Here is a 19,415-nt window from a genome sequence, read left to right as displayed (position 1 = left end):
TGTTAAAAATTAAGTGTACATATCAACTAATGTTTGCAAGCTACCTGTATGAGCTCTTCCCATTGCTTCAAATTCCCAAGTATTGTCAACTCGATATAATCGACCAAACTCTACTGCATCTTCGTCATTAAACTTATCATTCATATTATATCTTAACATTTCTTCTCCGTCACTTTCGTTTACTATTCGAATGTAACAATTGCTTACCTGACCAAAGTTCTGATCTAATGTCCTACGATCTTTTTTATTATCATGAGGAAATTTGCAAATAGTTGCGCAAAGAATAATTTGCTCAACCTTGCTATCTACTTTAGTTAAGTCGATAAACATATCTTCATCATCTTCTCCATCACTTCTTGTTCCGTCAGGATCATCGATTGCCCCTATTATTGAAGAATCCTGCGTGATTGGTCTGTAAAGATGTTTTTCCTCTTTATCTGCTATTTTATTCCCCATATTGACTTGGCCATAAAAAACAAAATAACTATCCGAAGGTATTTTGAAATTGCTGTTGATGGCAAATGCAGACACATCAAGGTCAAAATCTGGTCCATTTGGTTGTTCGTTTGGATCCCAACCCATACCTATTTTTACAATTGTTAAGCCAGGTGCGGCTTTTGACAGAGAGAATCGTTCTCCCTTACTTAAATTAAAACTGGGTCTATTTATGGTATCTGACATGTTTTTTCGTTTTATTGATATAATTCTATAAGAGTTCCTAATCCGCCAGAGAACGCTTGTCCTAATGCTTCAACATTCCATGCACCATTGTTTCGCGAAATAGATGCAATTATGAGTGAGTCTTGACCGTTAAAATTTTCTTTTAATTCATATTGACATAAAATAGAATTGTCAATGCCATTTCTGATATTAATATAGGAATTTTCTACATTGCCAAAATGATGTCCTCTTTCCTCAGACTCATTTATTGTTACAGCAAAATATAAGAACTCAATTCTACTGTCTAGACGAGATAAATCTATATTCACAGATTCATCATCGCCTTCGCCTTCGCCAGCTCGACTGTCTCCTAAATGCTTCACAGCACCGTCAGGACAATTAAGATTATTGTAAAAAATAAAAAATTCGTCTTGTGGGATTTTCCCGTTAGACCCTAACATAAATACTGAAACATCACAGTCAACTTTATGACCATTGATTGTTGCTTCATCCCATCCAAGACCTGCTACAATTTTTTGAAGCCCCGGTTTTTCTTTTACCAATGAAATTGGTTTCTTTTTTTCTAGTGAAATTGCCATAATTATATTTATTTATTTATTTATTTATTGTTTTTTTTTGAGGTAATGGAGGAAGAACGACTGGATTCTTTTTCTTTGCCTCAGGTAATTTTGGTTTTGTTACAGTTGAATTGATATTTTCTTTTTTGGAAGGTAATATAGGAGGTGCTTGCACATTAGATTTTTTATATTCAATCTTATGAGGTAGAGGAATATTCGGCATTTTTACTTCCTTTCCTTGATTTACATCCTGACCGTTACTCTTTTGAACATTTACCAGAAAAATGGGCAACGCAGGTCTCTTTTCTTCAGGACTGTCAGCCTTATCTATTGAAGCAATAGGAGGCTTAACAACAACTTTTCGTTTTGCCAAATAACCAGATTTTGCAATTTTAGAAAACACTAATTTCATAGTGTCATTGCTACAAACCGTTTCAATTCCTTTTACATTTGGATATTTTTTTAATAGTTTATTTGAAAAATAAGAAGTGTTTATTTCTTCACTTCCCAATAATATAGTCGTGTTTTCAACGTTTATTCTGTTTGACTTTAATAAATCCTCAATGGCAGTATAAATAATACTATCATTAGAATAATATAATAATCTGTCGTTTAGGTTTCTTTCGTTTATCCTAAACCAATAAGATTTTCCATCCGTAAGTATTGCATCCCCTTTAATGATTGGGGTTGTGTTTTCTAATAAACTAGCCGAGTAGGGTAAAAGTGCCGCGATCTCAATTTCTTTATTAATAGACAAATAGGAGTTTTGAGTTATAATATATTCAATAATCATATCTGCCAAAATCTTTACTCTAGGGTCTGCACCATGACCTTCTAATTTTGAAGATGCTGTTGGAGATTCGGATATGTTTTTGTATAATTCAAGATACAATGTATTATCAATACCATTAAGCAACAAAACAGATTTGTTCGCTCTCATTACCCCCTTATCGCACAACACTTCAAATAAAGATTCATTGTAATTAATCCGTTCAACATTATAATAACCTGCCTCTGTAAACAGGGTTTCAATTAACGCTTTTTCTTTATCTTCTATATCTGTTTCAAAAAGAAATCGAAGTGGAAAATTTGGTCTATATGATTCAATTGAATCACTTTTATATAAAATAGTATTAATAAAGTGGGATAAATATTGTTCTATTCCGAAATAAAATAGCTGTTTAACCAACTTTTGTTGCCCATAAATATTGAAATGTTTACTCGGATTTTTTACAATTTCAAAGTAATTACCAAAAGTATTAGGGTCGCTTGAATAAAAGCGGTCTCTGGCAGCATTCCCGAAAATAAAATCATTCCCATTTACATAGAAATATAGTGGCACTTCATTTGAATGGTTGATTATCAATGGCGCATAAGCACTTCCTTCTGATAGATACCAGAAGGAAACCATACGTTTTGATATTTTTATTAATACACAATAATTCATAGTGGTTACTGCTTTTGAATCCCTTTTAATAAATGTTTTTCAAAAAATTTCATGCCCTCTAAAATGATGATTGGTGCCACATAATCAAATTTTTTCTGGTCATTCTTACTTTTTTGAGCTTCAATATATTGTGGATCACCCTTAATATAATTTTCAATATTCATATCCTGAAAACCAGTCATAAAATCTGATTGGGTCATTTTTAGCCCAAAAATAGATGAAGAAACTTTAAAAAATAAATCTGCGAAGTCCATGAATCTTGGGCAATGTGGTTTGCCTTGTGGAGGAAGGCAAATAAAAGAGTCTCCTATATGTTCCATCATTTCAGGTGTCACAGAATTAGATGAATCTAAGTATTTAAATTCTCCATTAGGAGTTACTACACAAAAGTTATCTTCACCTAAAACCTCAATTGCATTTTTGTTTCTTGGTACAAGTAATCTTGTTTGATTAGTAGGTATTGCCAAACCTTTTGAAACTTCATATTTTACATCAGCATTATTCTCTGATTTCTGACTATTAATATCGATTATCTTTAATGGATTTAGCGATATTGGAGTTATGGTCGTTTTTGCTATTGACTCTCCTCCAATACCTCTAATAAACATTTGAGTATAATAATCGTCAGCTGCTTTAGAATTTACTGCGCTAAACCAATCAAAAATTCTTGCTCCTTTACCGGCAAATGCAATTTTTATTTTTGGAGCTAATGCCTTAACCGCTTGTGGAGCATCTTCAGACTTAACGATTTCTGTCCTTAGCTTATACGCTAACTGACCTGCGTAATACATAATTAAGCCTGTAACATACAAGTTTACACTCATCATTTCCTTACAATCCGCAGCAATTAAACGGTAAAAATCATCAAAATCAGAGGCGTCTAACCTATCAACTACCTGTTCAAAATAATATGGTGCAGTATTTTCATTAAATTTATTGTTGGGTGTATTTAATCCTTCTATTTTTATTTTTTTCTTATCGCACATTTTCAATAAAACCGATTTGAAATTTGGAGAAAACCTTGTTGCTTCAGCAACACGTTGAGCGGCAAAACGAATTGAATTCTGCTTAATCATAGCTTTACCGCCATCCATCTGACATAATGCAGTAATATCGGTAGTACTTCCTCCAATATCAAAACACAAGACTAATTCTCCAGGACCTAAAGTATAACCTCCATTTGGTCTAACCAGGTAATTTGCTACAGCACAAGCCTCTGTTAAAGATTCTTTATCTCCTAAAACTTTAAAATCAAAACGAATAGGCTCTGTTTCTGTTGCGATCTCTACTACTGATTTTTTATTTTTATTTAAACTTTCATCGGGCCAACCGGAAGCTGCTGGAGGTTGGCTATTACTCCCCCATGCATCAACATTACCTATAGATGGACCCCAACCAGAAGTTGAATTGTTATCGGGATTACCCAAACTCGAATTACTTTCAGTATTCCAAGAATTACCTGAAGTATCTCCAAGATCAGCAAGATCAGATGGTGAGAATATTTCTAAAGATGGACCTTTACTCACAATAGGACTTACCTCTTTTAGAGAATTCCAAATACCTTGATATTCAGTCAATAATCCCTTACCCATAGAAGAAGGATAAGACCATTTTAGTGTTTTAGGTTCGTGATTTTCAATAAATAATTGAGCATAAACATGTAATAGTAAAGAACTTAGGTAAGCTGTTTTATAGCTTTTATCAATACTTTGTGTCGACCACTTCATATTATAAACTAATTCCGCCTTTCCAACTCTATTATAATTTAAAATGTACCGATTGTTTATAGCATTCTCAATTGGAAGATTTTTTTCAAAACAAGGAAAACCTCCTTTTACTGCTTGTGCGGCCAATGAATCATGAGAAATATTATCTTTATTTGACAACCTTCTCGGGTCGTGTATAGTTAAAACAGATTTTATAGAATTAGTAATTATCTCGTCATTTTGGAAGAAGAAGATTTCGTCCTCAACCGCTGGTCTTTCATCATTATTTTTCGCATCATTAGATAATAGCGAGACACGTCTATTTTTTAATATTAGATTATCACAAACTTTTAAATCTCTTTCAGAATAATAGGCTATTGATGAATTTGTACTGCCAAAGTCAACCCCTAAATAGGCAGGCGATAAATCTACTATCGGATTTTTGAGCATGTTAGTTGGCAACATGTCATTGTTACCTGTTCCGTCATAACGTATAATCCCAAAACCACAATCAATTCCAGCATGTGAAAATTTTATGCCTTTAAAAGGTTGGTTGCTCTCATAAATTTCATATTTATAGGCATTATCTGCTACAGCATTATTAGAAGTAATATGCAACTGCACTTTAATATTACCATATTTTTCAGGAATATCAGTAGCTTTTCCTTTGTTTGCTAAATATAATGGTACACCTTTATCATCAAGTACGATTCTGAAAAAATCATCATTTACATCTCCCAAAAATGGGGTAGCTTGAAATTTTGCATCATTATGCGGAATCTCTGAAAAAAGGAAATACCTATTCCATTGTTTGGAAATAAAATTGGGCCACATTAAAATATCTTGCCCAAGGATAGAATCACGAGTTACGTTGTAAACTACTTGTTTTGTAATTTCATTACCTGTTTGGGTGAATAATTTCAGTTGAACAATTAATTTTTCGCCATCTTTATCATTAGGGTCATATATTGCAGAAATCCTAGATTTAACACTTGATGATTCATCTAATCCTACTAAGGCATTCAAATTTTTGCCAAATACATTTAATGCCAAGGGGGTAAGTGGCAATGTAAAATAGGCATAATTATTGGGTTGACCTTTAGTTTCCGCTTCTAATAATAGAATGGGTTTAGATTTTAAATAATTCTTTGTTTCCACACCTTCTCTTCCAAAATCAATTTGTGCAATTTCCGTAGAATCCGGAAGTAATAAATCTTTTGGATCAAAAGATATATTCCCTTCTAAATTTGCATCAACGGATATTATTCCTTCAGAACCATATAATTCTGTCGAATAATTGAATAAGACACTAAACGGAAATTTAAAAATGGTACCAACTTCTGGAGGCGTTTGATTTTCTAATTTTGGATACCCTTTTAATTCTTGGAATTTAACCATGTCAGCCATCCAATTTTGAATGCAACCTCCAATATTACCATAATTTGGTTTAAGAAATTCTTCTAATCCATCAAAGTTTGTTCTGAATTTCTCGATATTGTTAAGAATATGTTTTGCATAACCATATATGCTCGAGAGTTCATCAGGCTTTAATTCAGATAGCAGTGGATCAATAAATTTCCCATTATTGACATTTATAAATGGTAATCTATCTTTAATTCTATAGGAAACTGAAGTAAATAAAAAGGAGTCTGGTGAAGTTCCACCAACTACATTCCCATTAAAGGAAATCACATCAATAAAAGGAACTTTATCAGCGTTATTTACTAACGATTGATCGCACCACAAGGGTTGCCTTTCAAATAAGACATTTCCGAAAGCACCAATCGGCTCATAAATATTAGTAGTATCCATTAGTTTTTTACCGTCAGAATAGGCTAGATGCACCCTGTCAATTTGAATGTCTTTATAGTTTAATGCGACACAACTAATAAATCCTTTCCATTCGCTGATTAAAGATTTATAAAATAACATTAATCCCGAAGCCTCGGCATCTTTATCAGCAATATTATCCAAAGCATTTCTAAACAGATTGGCTCTGGCATACACTGTTGGCATACCCGAAACAATAGAACCAATATCCACGGATGTGTTTCCATCTTTGTCAACTGCAATTTCAGGTATGGTAATATGCTGGGTGAATTTTTCTAATTGCGGAATTTTCTCCCACGCATATTCTTTACCCAGGGGTTCTTTATTAGGGTGAACTTTTATTGCAAGTGCTTTTATTTTATTATCAGCCATAATGCTATTAATTTAAATTGAAGTTTTGAGAAATAGTAATTGCATTATAAATATGAGCCAAAAATTTCTCTTTGGTTGTGTTTACATTTTGCTTGTCTTCTGAACTAGATTTAATAAGTTTACTTACAAAATTATCATACCGATCTCCTGAAATATTTTTCATAGAACGATCATCCGACCAATGGTATTTCTTATCCAAAAAGATTGCCCCAACATCTATTTTATTAAGTTCTGATTTCATATCAGGAAATGATTTTGGGTCAAACATAAATGCTCCGGGTGCAACAGTCTTTCTGATTTGGTATAACCAACCGGGAAGGAATTTGTCATTGTCAAATTCATAGGCAAAATCTTTAAAATAATTATCAATTTCAGTACATTCAGCATCTGTAATTGTACTGTAATCCTTCATTTCTTGATTTTCGAATTGCCTTATAAAACCCTTTAATCCACTATCTCCCACAGCCGCACGATTTTTTGCTAAACAAATGTGAGCCAATGAGAAAAAAGCGCCTAAACGATTTGCAAAAGTTTCTCCAGCTTTGTTTATATTACCAACAAAATCATCAAAAGAGAAGTTGAAAGAATTATTATTGAACTCTACTGCCTTGTATAAATATTCTGCTTTAGCCCCATCAAAGCCAGTTTTGCGGGTAAAAAAATCATAGGCAGCACAAGAACACAATAGTTCCGTGATATGACAAGGGTTTTTCTGATTCGACCCACCTGTTATTGTTTCATTTCCGGAATTATCCTCATCAATTTTTTTACTTTCAATTGGCCAACCAATGTGGTATAATATTTTATAGCTTTTTTGGACAGTTGGATCACTTTGATAGAATTGAAGTGCAGCTTGACTATTTAATGGAAAAAAAGACGAATCTGCAATAACGCTATTTTCTTTAGTTGATTTTTGTTTATCGTCCGGCTTCTTGAAAGTGAAATATTCAGTTAATAATGTTGATCCAAACTTGGCTTTCGATAAATCAATAGTTGAGATACCTCCTGAACGTATTTTTACAAAATCTTGTAATGCTTTTGGAATAACCGGTATTGAAGACGCTCCTGTTCCCCCAAATATAGAACCGAATATAAAAACCCTTGCATTTACACCTGCTTTCTCTAATTTGGAAACAAATCCATCTAAATCTCTTTCTTGAGACTGAACGTCTGTACCTTTAGCAATATTGCGAGCTGCCTCAACTATCCCGTGATACATTAGCATAGAACCTAAATGTGTTTGTGCTCTATAGCCGTGTGCTAAGCCAAATTCCTGAACAGAATTGTTATCTAGAAATAAATCAGATATTAATTTATTTGATTTTTGTTGTTCAGGCGATCCTGTGGAAATTTTTGTAATATTCTTGTAATTTTCTCTGCCTAAACCAGAATAATTAGTCCAAAACTTATATAAATTTAATTTTGCCGAAAAAAAAGTATTGGCATTGGGTGTGCCTCCTTCTGCCGTTGTAGAAGTTTTGATACGGTTATACAACTCTATTTGCTGTTCAACTTTCCCTTTATTACCATTTGTTTGGTCAGTATCTAATGTCAGTATCTCAATTTCTTGATTATCGAACATGCCAATTGCACTTAAATGTGTAAAGGATTCTAAACATCGCATTCCTGTGCCACCAATTGCTATTACAAATAATTTATCCATTTATATTTTTTTTAAGTATTAAAACCAGTTTCCTACTTTACCATTTTTGAACATTTTGCTTAATCCAAAGCCTATGATAATGTAAACCATAAAACCGATACCAGTGCCTATGCTTAGTGCGGTCATATATTTATTGACAATCATAATATTAGCATCCGGTTTAAAGACGAAATATCCAAGTAAAAAAATTACAACAGGACATAGAATTGCAAGAACCCAAAACCACATTTTTCTTTGTTGTGGGTCTTTTGGATTACTTCCGCCTTCAAATTTTATAGCATTTGCAATAAATGCAGCTAATAATAAAAACACGAATGATGTAATAAGAGAGATAATGTAAGCTGTTGTTGATTCCATTTTGTTTGTTTTTTGGTTAGTAATTATTAAAGTGTATTTATATAATAGGAGTAAATGACTTTATTTTCAGGTTTTACTTTTACATCAGTAAGTGTGTTTTTTATTGATTCAAAAAGAGCTAAGTTTTGAGAGCCTTTTTTGGTTGTAGATGACCATTTAAACATATCAAGCTTCGAATTCGAAATATTAGGGTTTGCAGTATTGATAACTATGTCTACTCTAATTAAACCTATGGGATTAGTTACATTTTTTAAATTAAATTTTGTGTCGAAAGAAACACCTAATTCAACTTTTTTCTTATTTGATTTTTTGGTGTTTCTAAATAATTCATTATTTAAAGAAAATACTTCCGGTAGATTTACATTCGGGTTTCTTTTATAGATCCAATCTTTGAGCACTTTCCCTTTAGTGTCATAACATGAAAGAGCAATATCATCAATTTGACCTTCTTTAAATTTATCTTCGCCATTACTCCCTTTTTCAAATTTTGGCTTGTGGTTTAACACTTCTCTGCATTTCGAAAACTGTTCAAAATCTTCAGAAACATCATAAACTTTTACATCTAAGGCTCCAATGGAATATGCATCTTCATCGCTTACATCAATAAATAATTTTCTGAAAAAATCTTTAAATTGATTTTGCTCTTGGTATACACTTTTTAATTCACCTATTGTTGACCAGTCCAATCCAAACTGATAAAATTCGAAATTGTTATTATTTTGTAAACCATTTACATAGGTCTCCCTATTCAAGTCTAAAAGATTTTTTTGCTTTTCATCTTTACCAGTAATATCATAGAAAATACCACCTGTTTTTTCTCCACCATATTCCTGAGATAGTTTAAAAGATTTATTTGAAAGATCAAAATACGGTAAAGAATAAAGCGAATTTTCAACCTTTGAAAGCATACTTGATTTTGACGAATTACCACAATTAAAAACAGTAAAATACAAGTGTTTATCAATCCCGTTTTCTTTATAATTTGAAACATAAAAACGGATGGTATTCCCTTTAGAAAGCCATTTAATAAATGATTCTTTTAGGTAAGGAATGTCCAAAATTTCAGATCTACCGGATGATTCAGGATAGTATTCTTCAAAATCACTAACTAGCAAAGCATCATTGTTCTTGCTTACAATTTTTGAAACTGCGTCTTTTATTGGCGCATATATGCCATCATAAGAATTTTGATCTACAACCATTTTACCTACTAAATTGGGATCGCTGTTTATTAAAGGCTGAATAGAATCATTATTCAACATAAAGACATCTAAATCTCCTGACAAGTTTCCATAAACTGCTTTTAGTAAATTACTATTAGTTGGATTGTTTTTAAAAGCTTGAAAAATTCCACTTGAAAAATCAATATACATTGATGGATTTCCTGCTTTTGTATTGGCAAGATTTGGAAATGTTGCATCTTGATAGGCTTCGACTCTTTTATTGAGACCTGCATCATAAGCATCAAAATTCATGGCAATGAATGGATCATTTTTTTCTGTACTTGGACATCCTAAAAATAAGAATGACGACATTATTACTATAGAAATAAGATAGTATTGTTTCATAATTTATTATAATTTATTTGTTGTTTTGTTAAGGTTGAGTCTGTTGCAATTTTGTTAATAAAAGAAACTGCTTGTTGAATCATATCATTCACACCTTCCTTTAAATTCAATATACCTGCTTTAACTTTTATGGCATGATATTTACCCATCAACTCGTTTACATGAACCGATTCTTCGGGAGTGAATTCAGATTTCCATTTTTTATGTCCAACGGTTTGAAAATTAGCAAAGAGGCTATCTGCTTTTTTCCAATCTTCTTCCTCAAAATTTTTATAGTTTTCAGATGTAGATTTAACAAAAGAATCTAAGTTTGAGATATAGGATTCTCGATTATTATCCAAACTACAGGCTGACAATAGCGTTACAAATAGGAGTGTATAACATGATTTTCTAAACATTGTATTAGAGTTGTTTCTATAATTTAAGAAATTGTTTTGCACTTCAATTACTAAAGTTTTTTTGAGCCCATCATGTAATAATAGCTCCCTTTTTGTACATCATAAACAATCGGTGTATTCATTTCAGTTTTCATAGTATCTAAATTATTGATTATTTAACCTTTTCTTCCCAACCTAACCCCGTAAAAAATCGCTTCTTTATGTTCTTCCAGATTCTTGTCGATTACCCCCTCCCCAAAAAAATATTACATATAGAAATAAAAGATTCTATAATCCATAAATAGTAGAGTTGTTTTGAAAGTAACAAATCTAAATTCAGAAAATTAAGGTATCATAGGCTTGCTTTTTATAGCTGACACCAAACTTACTATCATTAAAAATCACTTCTTTACGGGAAACCTCATTTTGGTAAAAAAAAGTATTCCATAGTCGTTTTCTAACAAATAATGGGAGTATCAGGTCAAAAAATATTTTTTTGATTCCAGAGGATATTTGGAATTAGTTCCTTTATTTTAGAAAAAATAGGTTAAGAACCAACTATAATTTAATCCAGTTGCTCGCAATCCAGTCTAATAATTCTTCTCGGTAAACTTGATGTTCTAAAAGAGAGTGTTGCAAAAAACTTTCTACTTTTTGAAAGCTTGCTTTTGTTTGAGGAACTTTATATTTTTCTAAAAACTGATTGCAGAAATGAACTACTTCAAATTCTGCTGTTTTATCTATATAAACTACATTGTAATTTTCAGGATTATTAAGATCAATCGTGTATCCTGTAAATGCTAAGTCCGTACTGGTGAAATTGGCCATTTTTGAAGTTTTAAAGTTAAACAAGCCAAACGTAATTCTAATAAAAATTAATTCTTTACGGGAAACCGTAAAAGGGGTAATTATTTTCAAAAAATTGAAAAATATTCAATTCCAACGATTAGTAATTACCAATTTAATCAAATTAAAGGGAGTAATAATTAAATTTGAAACTGTGTGATTTTTGTTCTAGTTTTTTAAAGAGGACGGTGCAGAAGATTATACCAATCCTAAATCTTTGGTTATGGAAATAAGATGTACATTATTACTGGCCTTGAAGTATATTTTGAGTTTATTGATTCGTTTTTCTATACTGCTGCTTCCATTGGGAGTGATGCCGGATTTTTTAAATTCTAATGCTATTTCGTCTAAAATTAATCCTTTAGATAAAAATTTCAAAAGAGAAATGTCATAGGCTTCAATTTCCAAGATTGATTTGTCTATTAATAGATGAGACAATTCAGGAGAAATGATTTTCTTATCACTGTTAAATATGTTTTGAACAGCATTTTTAAGTTGAGGGATACTGTTACGCCCCTTAGATACGTAGGCATTAATTCCACAATTATTAAAAAGGGATTTTATTCTAAAAGATTTGTCTTCAATAGAAAATACTATTGTTTTGATGTTTGGCTGTACTTTTTTTACAGCGTCAATTAATTCCTCACCTGTAGAGAACCTATTTTCTCGATGGTCTGGTTTAAATGACAAATCACTTATCAATAAATCAAAAGGTACTTCGTCATGAAGTGCCTTTTTTATTTTCAAAAAAGCATCATCACAGTATTTTGCATGGTGAATTTCTACAACAGAAAGTTCCTCAAGTGCTTGAACAACTGTCATACTGATACTGTCTAAATCTTCGGCAACTAAAACTTTATGAAACATAAGGCTATGATTATATTGGAAAAATAATATTTACTTTGAATCCTTTATTGGATTTTTTATCAAAAGTAGTTGTTCCTTTTATAGCCTGAATGCGGTTTTCCACATTCTGTAGCCCATTTTTTGATTTTTTTTCGTCAAATGTCGCTCCCACGCCGTTATCAGTATAATCTATTTGTAATTTATTTTCATTTTTTTTGAAAGTTAGTATTACTAAACTACATTGACTATGCTTTTTCATGTTGACAAGTAATTCTTGCAGCACGCGATAAACAGTTATTTTCTTATTGTTTTCTAAAGTTGTCCAATTGATAGTATCAATTCCATTAGTCAATATATTGACTTCACTAGTGTTGAATCCGGACAGCATGTCTTTCAAGTTGAATATAAAAAGAGATCCTGTCTCGATAGTACTATTTTCCTTGGAAATGTTTCGTGTTCTGGAATATATAATGTCCAAATTGTTAAGCAATTTTTCTTTGTTTTGGCTGTTGGATAAATCTTGAGTTTCAGCAAAGGCCATAGTATGATAAACGTCGTTAGCCAACTCATCATGTAGTTTTTTTGCAATTCGAATCTCGGTGTCGTACGAAATTTTTATTTTTTCTCTTTTACTTTTATTTATAAGAAAATGGGATATGAAAATACTAATCAAAATGATAATTCCAACAACAAAATATAAGAGTTGGCTTCTGTTTTTTTGTTGTTCTAATTGAAGAGCATTCTCCGCTTTTTGGGCTTTTAGTTTTAAATTTTCTTCTTTTTCTTTTTTAGAGTCATATTTCATTTTAGCAAATTGATTTTTTGCTTTTTGTCTCACTTTATTAATACTATCATTAATAAGCAGGTGTAACATTGAGAATTTTTTTGATTCATTCCCAATACTATTTTCGATCAATAGTGCTAATGATTTCAATCGAATATTTACACTGTTTATTTCTGTGGCTTTTTGATAGGCCATTCTTGCATAGCTATTAGATTTTTTAGAATTAACATCTTTATAGAATTCAGAAAAATGAATATAACTTGCCATTATTCCAAAGCTATCTTCTATCTGTTTTCTTATTTTTAAAGATTGATCCATATAATTAAGGCTTTTTGAATCACCAATTTTAAAGTAACAATAGCCCAAATTATCTAGTACTCTTGCTTTGTTCTCATCACTGTTTGAAATCTTTTTATTTAGAGTCAAAGGAAAAAGAATTTGTATGGCATGTTGATAATCTTCTTTATCCATATATATCACTGCAATATTGTTCTTAAGTACTACTTTCTGTAATTCATTATCCGCTTGATTATAGGCTTGATTGTAATAATAAATTGCATTATTATAATCATATAGGTTTTCATAGTTAATACCTAATAGATTAAAAATGGCACATTTATAAGCTGGGTTTGTGTTTTTTTGAAATAGTGATATTACTTCAGTCGCTGTAGTTTCACTACTTGAATAATCCCCTTCATTTTGTTGAATGATGGCCATTTTTAGTAATGAATAAATTATCTTTTCACGATCTGTTGAAACATCGGAAATAGATTTTATTTTATTATAATAATAGAAGGCTCTATCGTTTTTTTTGTTTTCAAAATATTTTTCAGCAAGTGTATAATAGTGTTGATATTCCGAATTATTTTTTGGTTTAGCTGTAATGGTTACTTCTTTTTTGCAGGATAAAAGTCCGATAGACAAAAGAATGGATAAAATAAAAAACGGGGAATTTAACTTTTTAAGTTTCATCCCCCGAAAATACAGAAATTAATTAAATTTGATTACTATTCTATTTATGATTTTGTTTTATTTTACTTTTATCTAGGAGGAGGAACCGGAGTTTGACCATTTTGTCCGTCAATTGGATCTGCAGGGGCATCGGCGGATACTTGCTGTTTATTATTGTTTGGAGATGTTTCCACTTCATCATTGGAACAAGAAACCATTGCAACACATGCAATGATATAACACGATACTAGAATTATTCTTTTCATTTTTTAGAATTAAAAATTAGACATAGATTGGGCGGTCCGATATTGAAATCGAATCTTTGCCTGAGTAGGCTAGCCATTAAAAACATTTTGTTCTTTTGCTTTTTGGGAAGTGAAGTGTGCGGAAACAGAATAGTATTATTTATACTTCCCGAATAAACATAAGATGCTGTTTTGCAACACTTTTTTTTAGAACTAGTTTTGTACATTTGTCTTGATTGCAATTCAAAACAGGAACTGATTCTGTAGCAAAGGAATGCTGTCTCTGTTGAATAATTTTAATGGAATTCCGATCATTCCGCTATTTCTGAAGGTTTCCAGAGAATTCCGAATAATTCCAATAAATGCGTATGAACAAAATTACTTTTGAAGAGTATAAGAGTGCTATTAGAGTTAAATATGAGGTATCGAAAATTGATGATGTCTCTGGTATTTTATTAAATCCTACACCTGCTCAATTGCGAAATCTATGTTTGATGAAACTTGATAATAGCTTAACGAAGACCGATGGGAATTCATTTAGAATATTCTTTAATGTGAAAGAAGAGGGGGATTTGAGAAAAACGATTGAGAATTTTGATATTGGAAAATTCAAACCTATAATATCATTTTTAAAAGGGGAGAAAGATTCTGAGAATACAACAAGAATAGAATTGGCAGCCATTCTGGTTAATTTTAATCCAAGACCTTACAATAAGTATTTGCTTAATGATAAAATTAGCGAAAGAGGAAATCCAGAAGTTTCTTTATTTGTTGAAGAAAAGGAATCGTTTATAGATACTCTTCCTTTTGGAAAATTCATCGAAAAGGTTGCCTTAACAGGAAATGATAAGATAGGAAAAAAGACAGTGATGTTTTTTGCGGTATTGTTATCCTTGTTTTTTATGGGATATACTGTAAAAGGAGTTTTTTTTCCAAAAAAGGAATGTATGCAGTGGGAGGGAAATTATTATATAGCCGTAGATTGCTTGAAGGAGAATGGACAGGCAGGGTTCATTAGTACCATTGATGAGGCTGCGATGAAATTGAAAAAATTGGATTGTGATAGTACGTTAGATTTCTTTAATAAGGATAAGCCTGTAGTTTGGTATTGTAAACGTGATGGAGCGATAGAGCTTTTTAATATCGCGGGATTTCACCCAGTAACAGGGAAACCACTAAAGCCTATAACCAAGTATATTATTGAAAAGTATAATTTAACGGAATGATTGTTTAGAAACAGTACAGTAGGACCGTATTTAAGCAAAAAACCCCAATCTTTCGATTGAGGTTTTATATAAGTAAGTAATCTAAATTGAGTTGATAAAACGTTTATTTTACTTTATTAAGTACTGCTTTGAAAGCTTCAGGGTGATTCATCGCTAAATCTGCAAGAACTTTACGGTTCAATTCGATTCCGTTAGCTTTTACTTTACCCATGAATTGTGAATAAGACATTCCTTCCAATCTGGCTCCTGCGTTGATACGTTGAATCCATAATGCACGGAAATTTCTTTTGTTCACTTTTCTATCACGGTAAGCGTAGCACATTGCTTTCTCTACCGCGTTCTTAGCAACTGTCCAAACGTTTTTACGTCTACCAAAGAAACCTTTGGCTTGCTTCATTATTTTTTTTCTTCTTGCTCTTTTAGCAACTGAATTTACCGCTCTTGGCATAATTTTATTGTTTTTTTTGTAGCAGGCGTCCCGAATTAAATCAAGAGAACTTAAAAGCCATACTCCAAGGTTATTTTAAATTGTTTTAACCTAAAGAATTATATAATTCTTAATTGTTGTTTGATGCTTTTCATATCTGTTTTGTGAACTAGCGCAGAGTGTGTCAATGCTAATTTACGTTTTTTAGATTTTTTAGTCAAGATGTGACTTTTAAAAGCATGCTTTCTTTTAATCTTTCCAGAACCAGTAACTTTAAAACGTTTCTTGGCGCTAGATTTGGTTTTCATTTTAGGCATTTTTTCCTAGTGTTTTAATTTATTCTTACTTACTTATTTTTCAAAAGCTATATGCGCTTATGCTTTAAGCAAAGTTTAAGTAACCCGGCTTATTGCTTATTGCTTACAGCAAATAATTATTTCTTTTTCTTAGGAGCAATGAACATAATCATTCTCTTTCCTTCCAGAACTGGCATCGCTTCCACTTTACCAAACTCTTCAAGATCTGTTGCTAATCTCAACAATAAGATTTGACCTTGATCTTTATAGATAATCGAACGTCCTTTAAAGAAAACGAAAGCTTTCAATTTCGCTCCTTCTTTCAAGAATTTCTCAGCGTTCTTTCTCTTAAACTCATAATCATGCTCATCGGTTTGTGGACCAAAACGGATTTCTTTCACAACAACTTGTGTAGATTTCGCTTTTAAGACTTTATCACGTTTCTTTTGTTCGTAAACAAATTTCTTGTAATCCATGATTTTGCAAACCGGTGGTTCTGCATTAGGAGAAATCTCAACAAGATCCAATTCAAATTGATCTGCTAATCTTAAAGCTTCTGAAAGTTTAAAAACTCCTGGCTCAATGTTCTCTCCTACAAGTCTTACTTCTTGTACACCACGAATAAGGTTGTTTATTCTGTGGGCATCTTTTTTTTCTACGCGAGGTTGGTAACCTCTGTTGCTTCTTATTGCTATGACTTTATAATTTAAGTTAAACTGTAAATACTTTTAATGTTTTATTGATCTCTTCGTTTACAATAGTGACAAATTCTTCTATTGTAACGCTTATATTTCCTTTTCCTTCCTGTCCATGACGACGGATAGAAATAGTGCCATTTTTCTCTTCTTCCTCACCTACAATCAACATAAACGGGGTTTTTTGCATTTCTGCATCCCTGATTTTCTTGCCAATTGTCTCGTTTCTATTGTCTACAAGGGCGCGAATTTCGTGATTTTCTAGCAAATCTAAAACTTTTTTCGCATATATTTCATATTTCTCGCTCAAAGACAATATTATAGCTTGTTCAGGCATCAACCAAAGAGGGAAATTTCCTGCAGTATGCTCTAATAAAATAGCAATAAACCGTTCCATTGATCCAAAAGGAGCTCTGTGAATCATCACGGGTCTGTGTAATTCGTTATCAGATCCTTTGTAAGTCAAATCAAAACGTTCCGGTAGGTTATAATCCACCTGAATCGTTCCTAATTGCCATTGTCTTCCCAAAGCATCTTTTACCATGAAATCCAGTTTTGGACCATAGAAAGCTGCTTCGCCATATTCTACTACAGTGTCTAGATTTTTATCTTTGGCGGCATTGATAATCGCATTTTCCGCCTTTTCCCAATTTTCATCGCTACCTATATACTTATCTCTATTCTCTTTATCTCTCAAAGAAATTTGGGCTGTAAAATTTTCAAATCCTAATGAACCAAAGACATATAGTACTAAGTCAATTACTTTTTTAAACTCTTCGTCAAGTTGTTCCGGAGTACAAAAAATATGAGCATCATCTTGAGTAAATCCTCTTACACGAGTTAAACCGTGTAATTCACCACTTTGTTCGTATCTGTAAACGGTACCAAATTCAGCATAACGCTTAGGTAAATCTTTGTATGACCACGGACGTACATTATAAATTTCACAGTGATGAGGACAGTTCATTGGTTTTAATAAAAACTCTTCTCCTTCGGCCGGAGTACTTATAGGTTGAAAACTATCAGCGCCATATTTAGCATAATGCCCTGAAGTTACATATAATTCTTTCTGACCAATGTGCGGCGTAATCACTTGCTCATATCCGCCTTTTTTTTGTGCTTTTTTCAAAAACTGTTCTAGTCGATCTCTTAAAGCAGCGCCTTTCGGTAACCACAATGGCAATCCTGCACCTACTTTTTGTGAAAAAGCAAACAGCTCAAGTTCTTTTCCTAGTTTTCTGTGGTCTCGACGCTTTGCTTCCTCAAGTAATTCTAAGTATTCAGTTAAATCCTTTTGTTTAGGAAACGAAGTTCCGTAAACACGGGTCAACTGTTTGTTTTTCTCGTCACCACGCCAGTAAGCACCAGCAACACTCATAATCTTCATCGCTTTGATGATTCCAGTATTTGGAATATGGCCACCACGGCATAAATCAGTAAACGTATCATGATCGCAAAACGTAATCGTTCCGTCCTCAAGATTGGTGATCAATTCAGTTTTATAAACATTGTCTTTGTATAATTCCAAAGCTTCTGCTTTAGAAACAGGACGTAGTTTGAACTCATGTTTTCCTCTTGATATTTCAAGGACACGATCCTCAATTTTTTTGAAGTCAGCATCTGTAATTTTCTGGTCTTCAAAATCTACATCATAATAAAATCCATTAGATATTGCTGGTCCAAGAGTTAATTTTATTCCGGGGTACAATTCTTCAAGAACCTGTGCCATAACGTGAGAAGTCGAATGCCAAAAAGCTTTTTTCCCATCAGCATCATTCCATGTATATAATATAAGACTGCCGTCCGTTGTCAAAGGAGTTGTGGTTTCCACAGTTGTACCATCAAAAGAAGCCGAAATTACATTTCTGGCAAATCCTTCACTAATGCTCTTGGCAACATCCATAGGAGTAATCCCAGGAGCAAACTCTTTAATCGACCCATCGGGCAAAGTAATCTTAATCATTGTTTATTATTTTAAGAATGCAAATATAGACCATTACAAAAATACATACAATATATATGTAAGGTTTGTTATCATATAGATGTAAAAACTAAATCGGCACTCCTTATATATAGGTAAAGAACGAATGTTTCTATTTAAGAGCTATTTCCCGCTATTCGTTTCAATCTTTTCTCTCGTAAAAGAAATGAGAGAAAAGGATTTCCACTGCTATCGGGGCTAGGGGAGTCGTTTTGGAGGTACAATCCGTTAATAACGACAATAAACCTTGTTGTTTAGGAAGTTTCAATAGATTGAAGAAAGTAGTAATAGGATTGCTTGTATGTAATGACATCTATGTTTTTTTATACGTAAAGTCAACCTTTTCTTCGGAGAGTCCCGAAGCTTCGGGAGGGGAGAGGGAAAACTTGGAGTTCCAAGAGTCATGTTTTCAGTATCTTAAAGTTTAAGTTAATATAACTTTAAAAAAAAGGTTTAAAAAAGCTTGTTAAAGCGAATAAAGGGTGTAGTTTTGCACCCGCAATGACGCAGACGTTCTTTAATAAACTGGCAAGTAGTATGAATCTAAGTAGAGAATTTAT

18 protein-coding genes are annotated in these 19,415 nt (G+C 32.3%); 1 reads left to right on the top strand and 17 read right to left on the bottom strand.

All coding sequences use genetic code 11. From position 1 onward, the window contains the following. Positions 1 to 9 precede the first annotated feature (9 nt). From ACM55K_RS09210 to ACM55K_RS09155, 12 genes are all read right to left on the bottom strand, one after another. Complete coding sequence (locus tag ACM55K_RS09210) at positions 10 to 681, bottom strand: TerD family protein (protein ID WP_416849951.1); 672 nt, start codon at positions 679 to 681, stop codon at positions 10 to 12. Positions 682 to 692: 11 nt separating this feature from the next. Next, complete coding sequence (locus tag ACM55K_RS09205; protein ID WP_416849950.1) at positions 693 to 1,259, bottom strand: TerD family protein; 567 nt, start codon at positions 1,257 to 1,259, stop codon at positions 693 to 695. Positions 1,260 to 1,275: 16 nt separating this feature from the next. Further along, positions 1,276 to 2,649 carry a hypothetical protein gene (locus ACM55K_RS09200; protein WP_416849949.1) on the bottom strand — a complete coding sequence of 458 codons (1,374 nt, stop codon included), beginning with the start codon at positions 2,647 to 2,649 and terminating at the stop codon, positions 1,276 to 1,278. Between the two features lie 41 nt (positions 2,650 to 2,690). After that, on the bottom strand, positions 2,691 to 6,593 hold the full coding sequence (locus ACM55K_RS09195) for a hypothetical protein (protein WP_416849948.1): 3,903 nt from the start codon (positions 6,591 to 6,593) through the stop codon (positions 2,691 to 2,693). A 7-nt stretch (positions 6,594 to 6,600) separates the two neighbouring features. Then, positions 6,601 to 8,256, bottom strand: coding sequence for a hypothetical protein (locus ACM55K_RS09190; protein ID WP_416849947.1), 1,656 nt, complete (start codon positions 8,254 to 8,256; stop codon positions 6,601 to 6,603). An 18-nt stretch (positions 8,257 to 8,274) separates the two neighbouring features. Next, positions 8,275 to 8,613 carry a hypothetical protein gene (locus ACM55K_RS09185; protein ID WP_416849946.1) on the bottom strand — a complete coding sequence of 113 codons (339 nt, stop codon included), beginning with the start codon at positions 8,611 to 8,613 and terminating at the stop codon, positions 8,275 to 8,277. 26 nt (positions 8,614 to 8,639) lie between these two features. Next, on the bottom strand, positions 8,640 to 10,181 hold the full coding sequence (locus tag ACM55K_RS09180) for a hypothetical protein (protein ID WP_416849945.1): 1,542 nt from the start codon (positions 10,179 to 10,181) through the stop codon (positions 8,640 to 8,642). Further along, the gene (locus tag ACM55K_RS09175) at positions 10,178 to 10,579 is read right to left on the bottom strand and encodes a DUF6565 domain-containing protein (protein WP_416849944.1); all 402 of its coding nucleotides are present in this window, start codon (positions 10,577 to 10,579) and stop codon (positions 10,178 to 10,180) included. Before ACM55K_RS09175 ends, ACM55K_RS09180 begins: the two co-directional genes overlap by 4 nt. Before the next feature lie 537 nt (positions 10,580 to 11,116). After that, positions 11,117 to 11,386: a hypothetical protein gene (locus ACM55K_RS09170; protein ID WP_416849943.1), complete on the bottom strand. Its 270-nt coding sequence runs from the start codon at positions 11,384 to 11,386 to the stop codon at positions 11,117 to 11,119. A 216-nt stretch (positions 11,387 to 11,602) separates the two neighbouring features. After that, the gene (locus tag ACM55K_RS09165; protein ID WP_416849942.1) at positions 11,603 to 12,271 is read right to left on the bottom strand and encodes a DNA-binding transcriptional response regulator; all 669 of its coding nucleotides are present in this window, start codon (positions 12,269 to 12,271) and stop codon (positions 11,603 to 11,605) included. Between the two features lie 10 nt (positions 12,272 to 12,281). Further along, on the bottom strand, positions 12,282 to 14,006 hold the full coding sequence (locus ACM55K_RS09160) for a tetratricopeptide repeat-containing sensor histidine kinase (protein WP_416849941.1): 1,725 nt from the start codon (positions 14,004 to 14,006) through the stop codon (positions 12,282 to 12,284). Positions 14,007 to 14,074: 68 nt separating this feature from the next. Next, positions 14,075 to 14,251, bottom strand: a complete 177-nt coding sequence (locus tag ACM55K_RS09155; RefSeq protein WP_416849940.1) for a hypothetical protein — start codon at positions 14,249 to 14,251, stop codon at positions 14,075 to 14,077. Positions 14,252 to 14,598: 347 nt separating this feature from the next. On the opposite strand from ACM55K_RS09155, the gene ACM55K_RS09150 reads away from it, so the two are divergent. Continuing rightward, positions 14,599 to 15,456 (top strand): hypothetical protein, encoded by an 858-nt coding sequence (locus ACM55K_RS09150; RefSeq protein WP_416849939.1) that lies wholly within the window; start codon positions 14,599 to 14,601, stop codon positions 15,454 to 15,456. Positions 15,457 to 15,559: 103 nt separating this feature from the next. Here the strand turns inward: ACM55K_RS09150 and rplT are convergent, their stop codons facing one another. The 5 genes from rplT to ACM55K_RS09125 form a co-directional block, all read right to left on the bottom strand. Further along, positions 15,560 to 15,904, bottom strand: coding sequence for a 50S ribosomal protein L20 (gene rplT, locus ACM55K_RS09145; RefSeq protein ID WP_091205336.1), 345 nt, complete (start codon positions 15,902 to 15,904; stop codon positions 15,560 to 15,562). Between the two features lie 98 nt (positions 15,905 to 16,002). Beyond that, complete coding sequence (gene rpmI / locus ACM55K_RS09140; protein ID WP_022827375.1) at positions 16,003 to 16,200, bottom strand: 50S ribosomal protein L35; 198 nt, start codon at positions 16,198 to 16,200, stop codon at positions 16,003 to 16,005. Positions 16,201 to 16,316: 116 nt separating this feature from the next. After that, positions 16,317 to 16,874, bottom strand: a complete 558-nt coding sequence (gene infC / locus ACM55K_RS09135; RefSeq protein ID WP_369699884.1) for a translation initiation factor IF-3 — start codon at positions 16,872 to 16,874, stop codon at positions 16,317 to 16,319. 16 nt (positions 16,875 to 16,890) lie between these two features. Beyond that, complete coding sequence (thrS, locus tag ACM55K_RS09130) at positions 16,891 to 18,837, bottom strand: threonine--tRNA ligase (protein WP_416849938.1); 1,947 nt, start codon at positions 18,835 to 18,837, stop codon at positions 16,891 to 16,893. Positions 18,838 to 18,997: 160 nt separating this feature from the next. After that, positions 18,998 to 19,168, bottom strand: a complete 171-nt coding sequence (locus ACM55K_RS09125; protein ID WP_416849937.1) for a hypothetical protein — start codon at positions 19,166 to 19,168, stop codon at positions 18,998 to 19,000. Between the last annotated feature and the right edge of the window lie 247 nt (positions 19,169 to 19,415).

This window comes from Flavobacterium arabinosi (assembly GCF_048158725.1).
Lineage (GTDB): Bacteria > Bacteroidota > Bacteroidia > Flavobacteriales > Flavobacteriaceae > Flavobacterium > Flavobacterium arabinosi.
The sequence above is the reverse complement of the archived record's forward strand: the minus strand, read 5'-3'. Positions and strand labels throughout refer to the sequence as shown.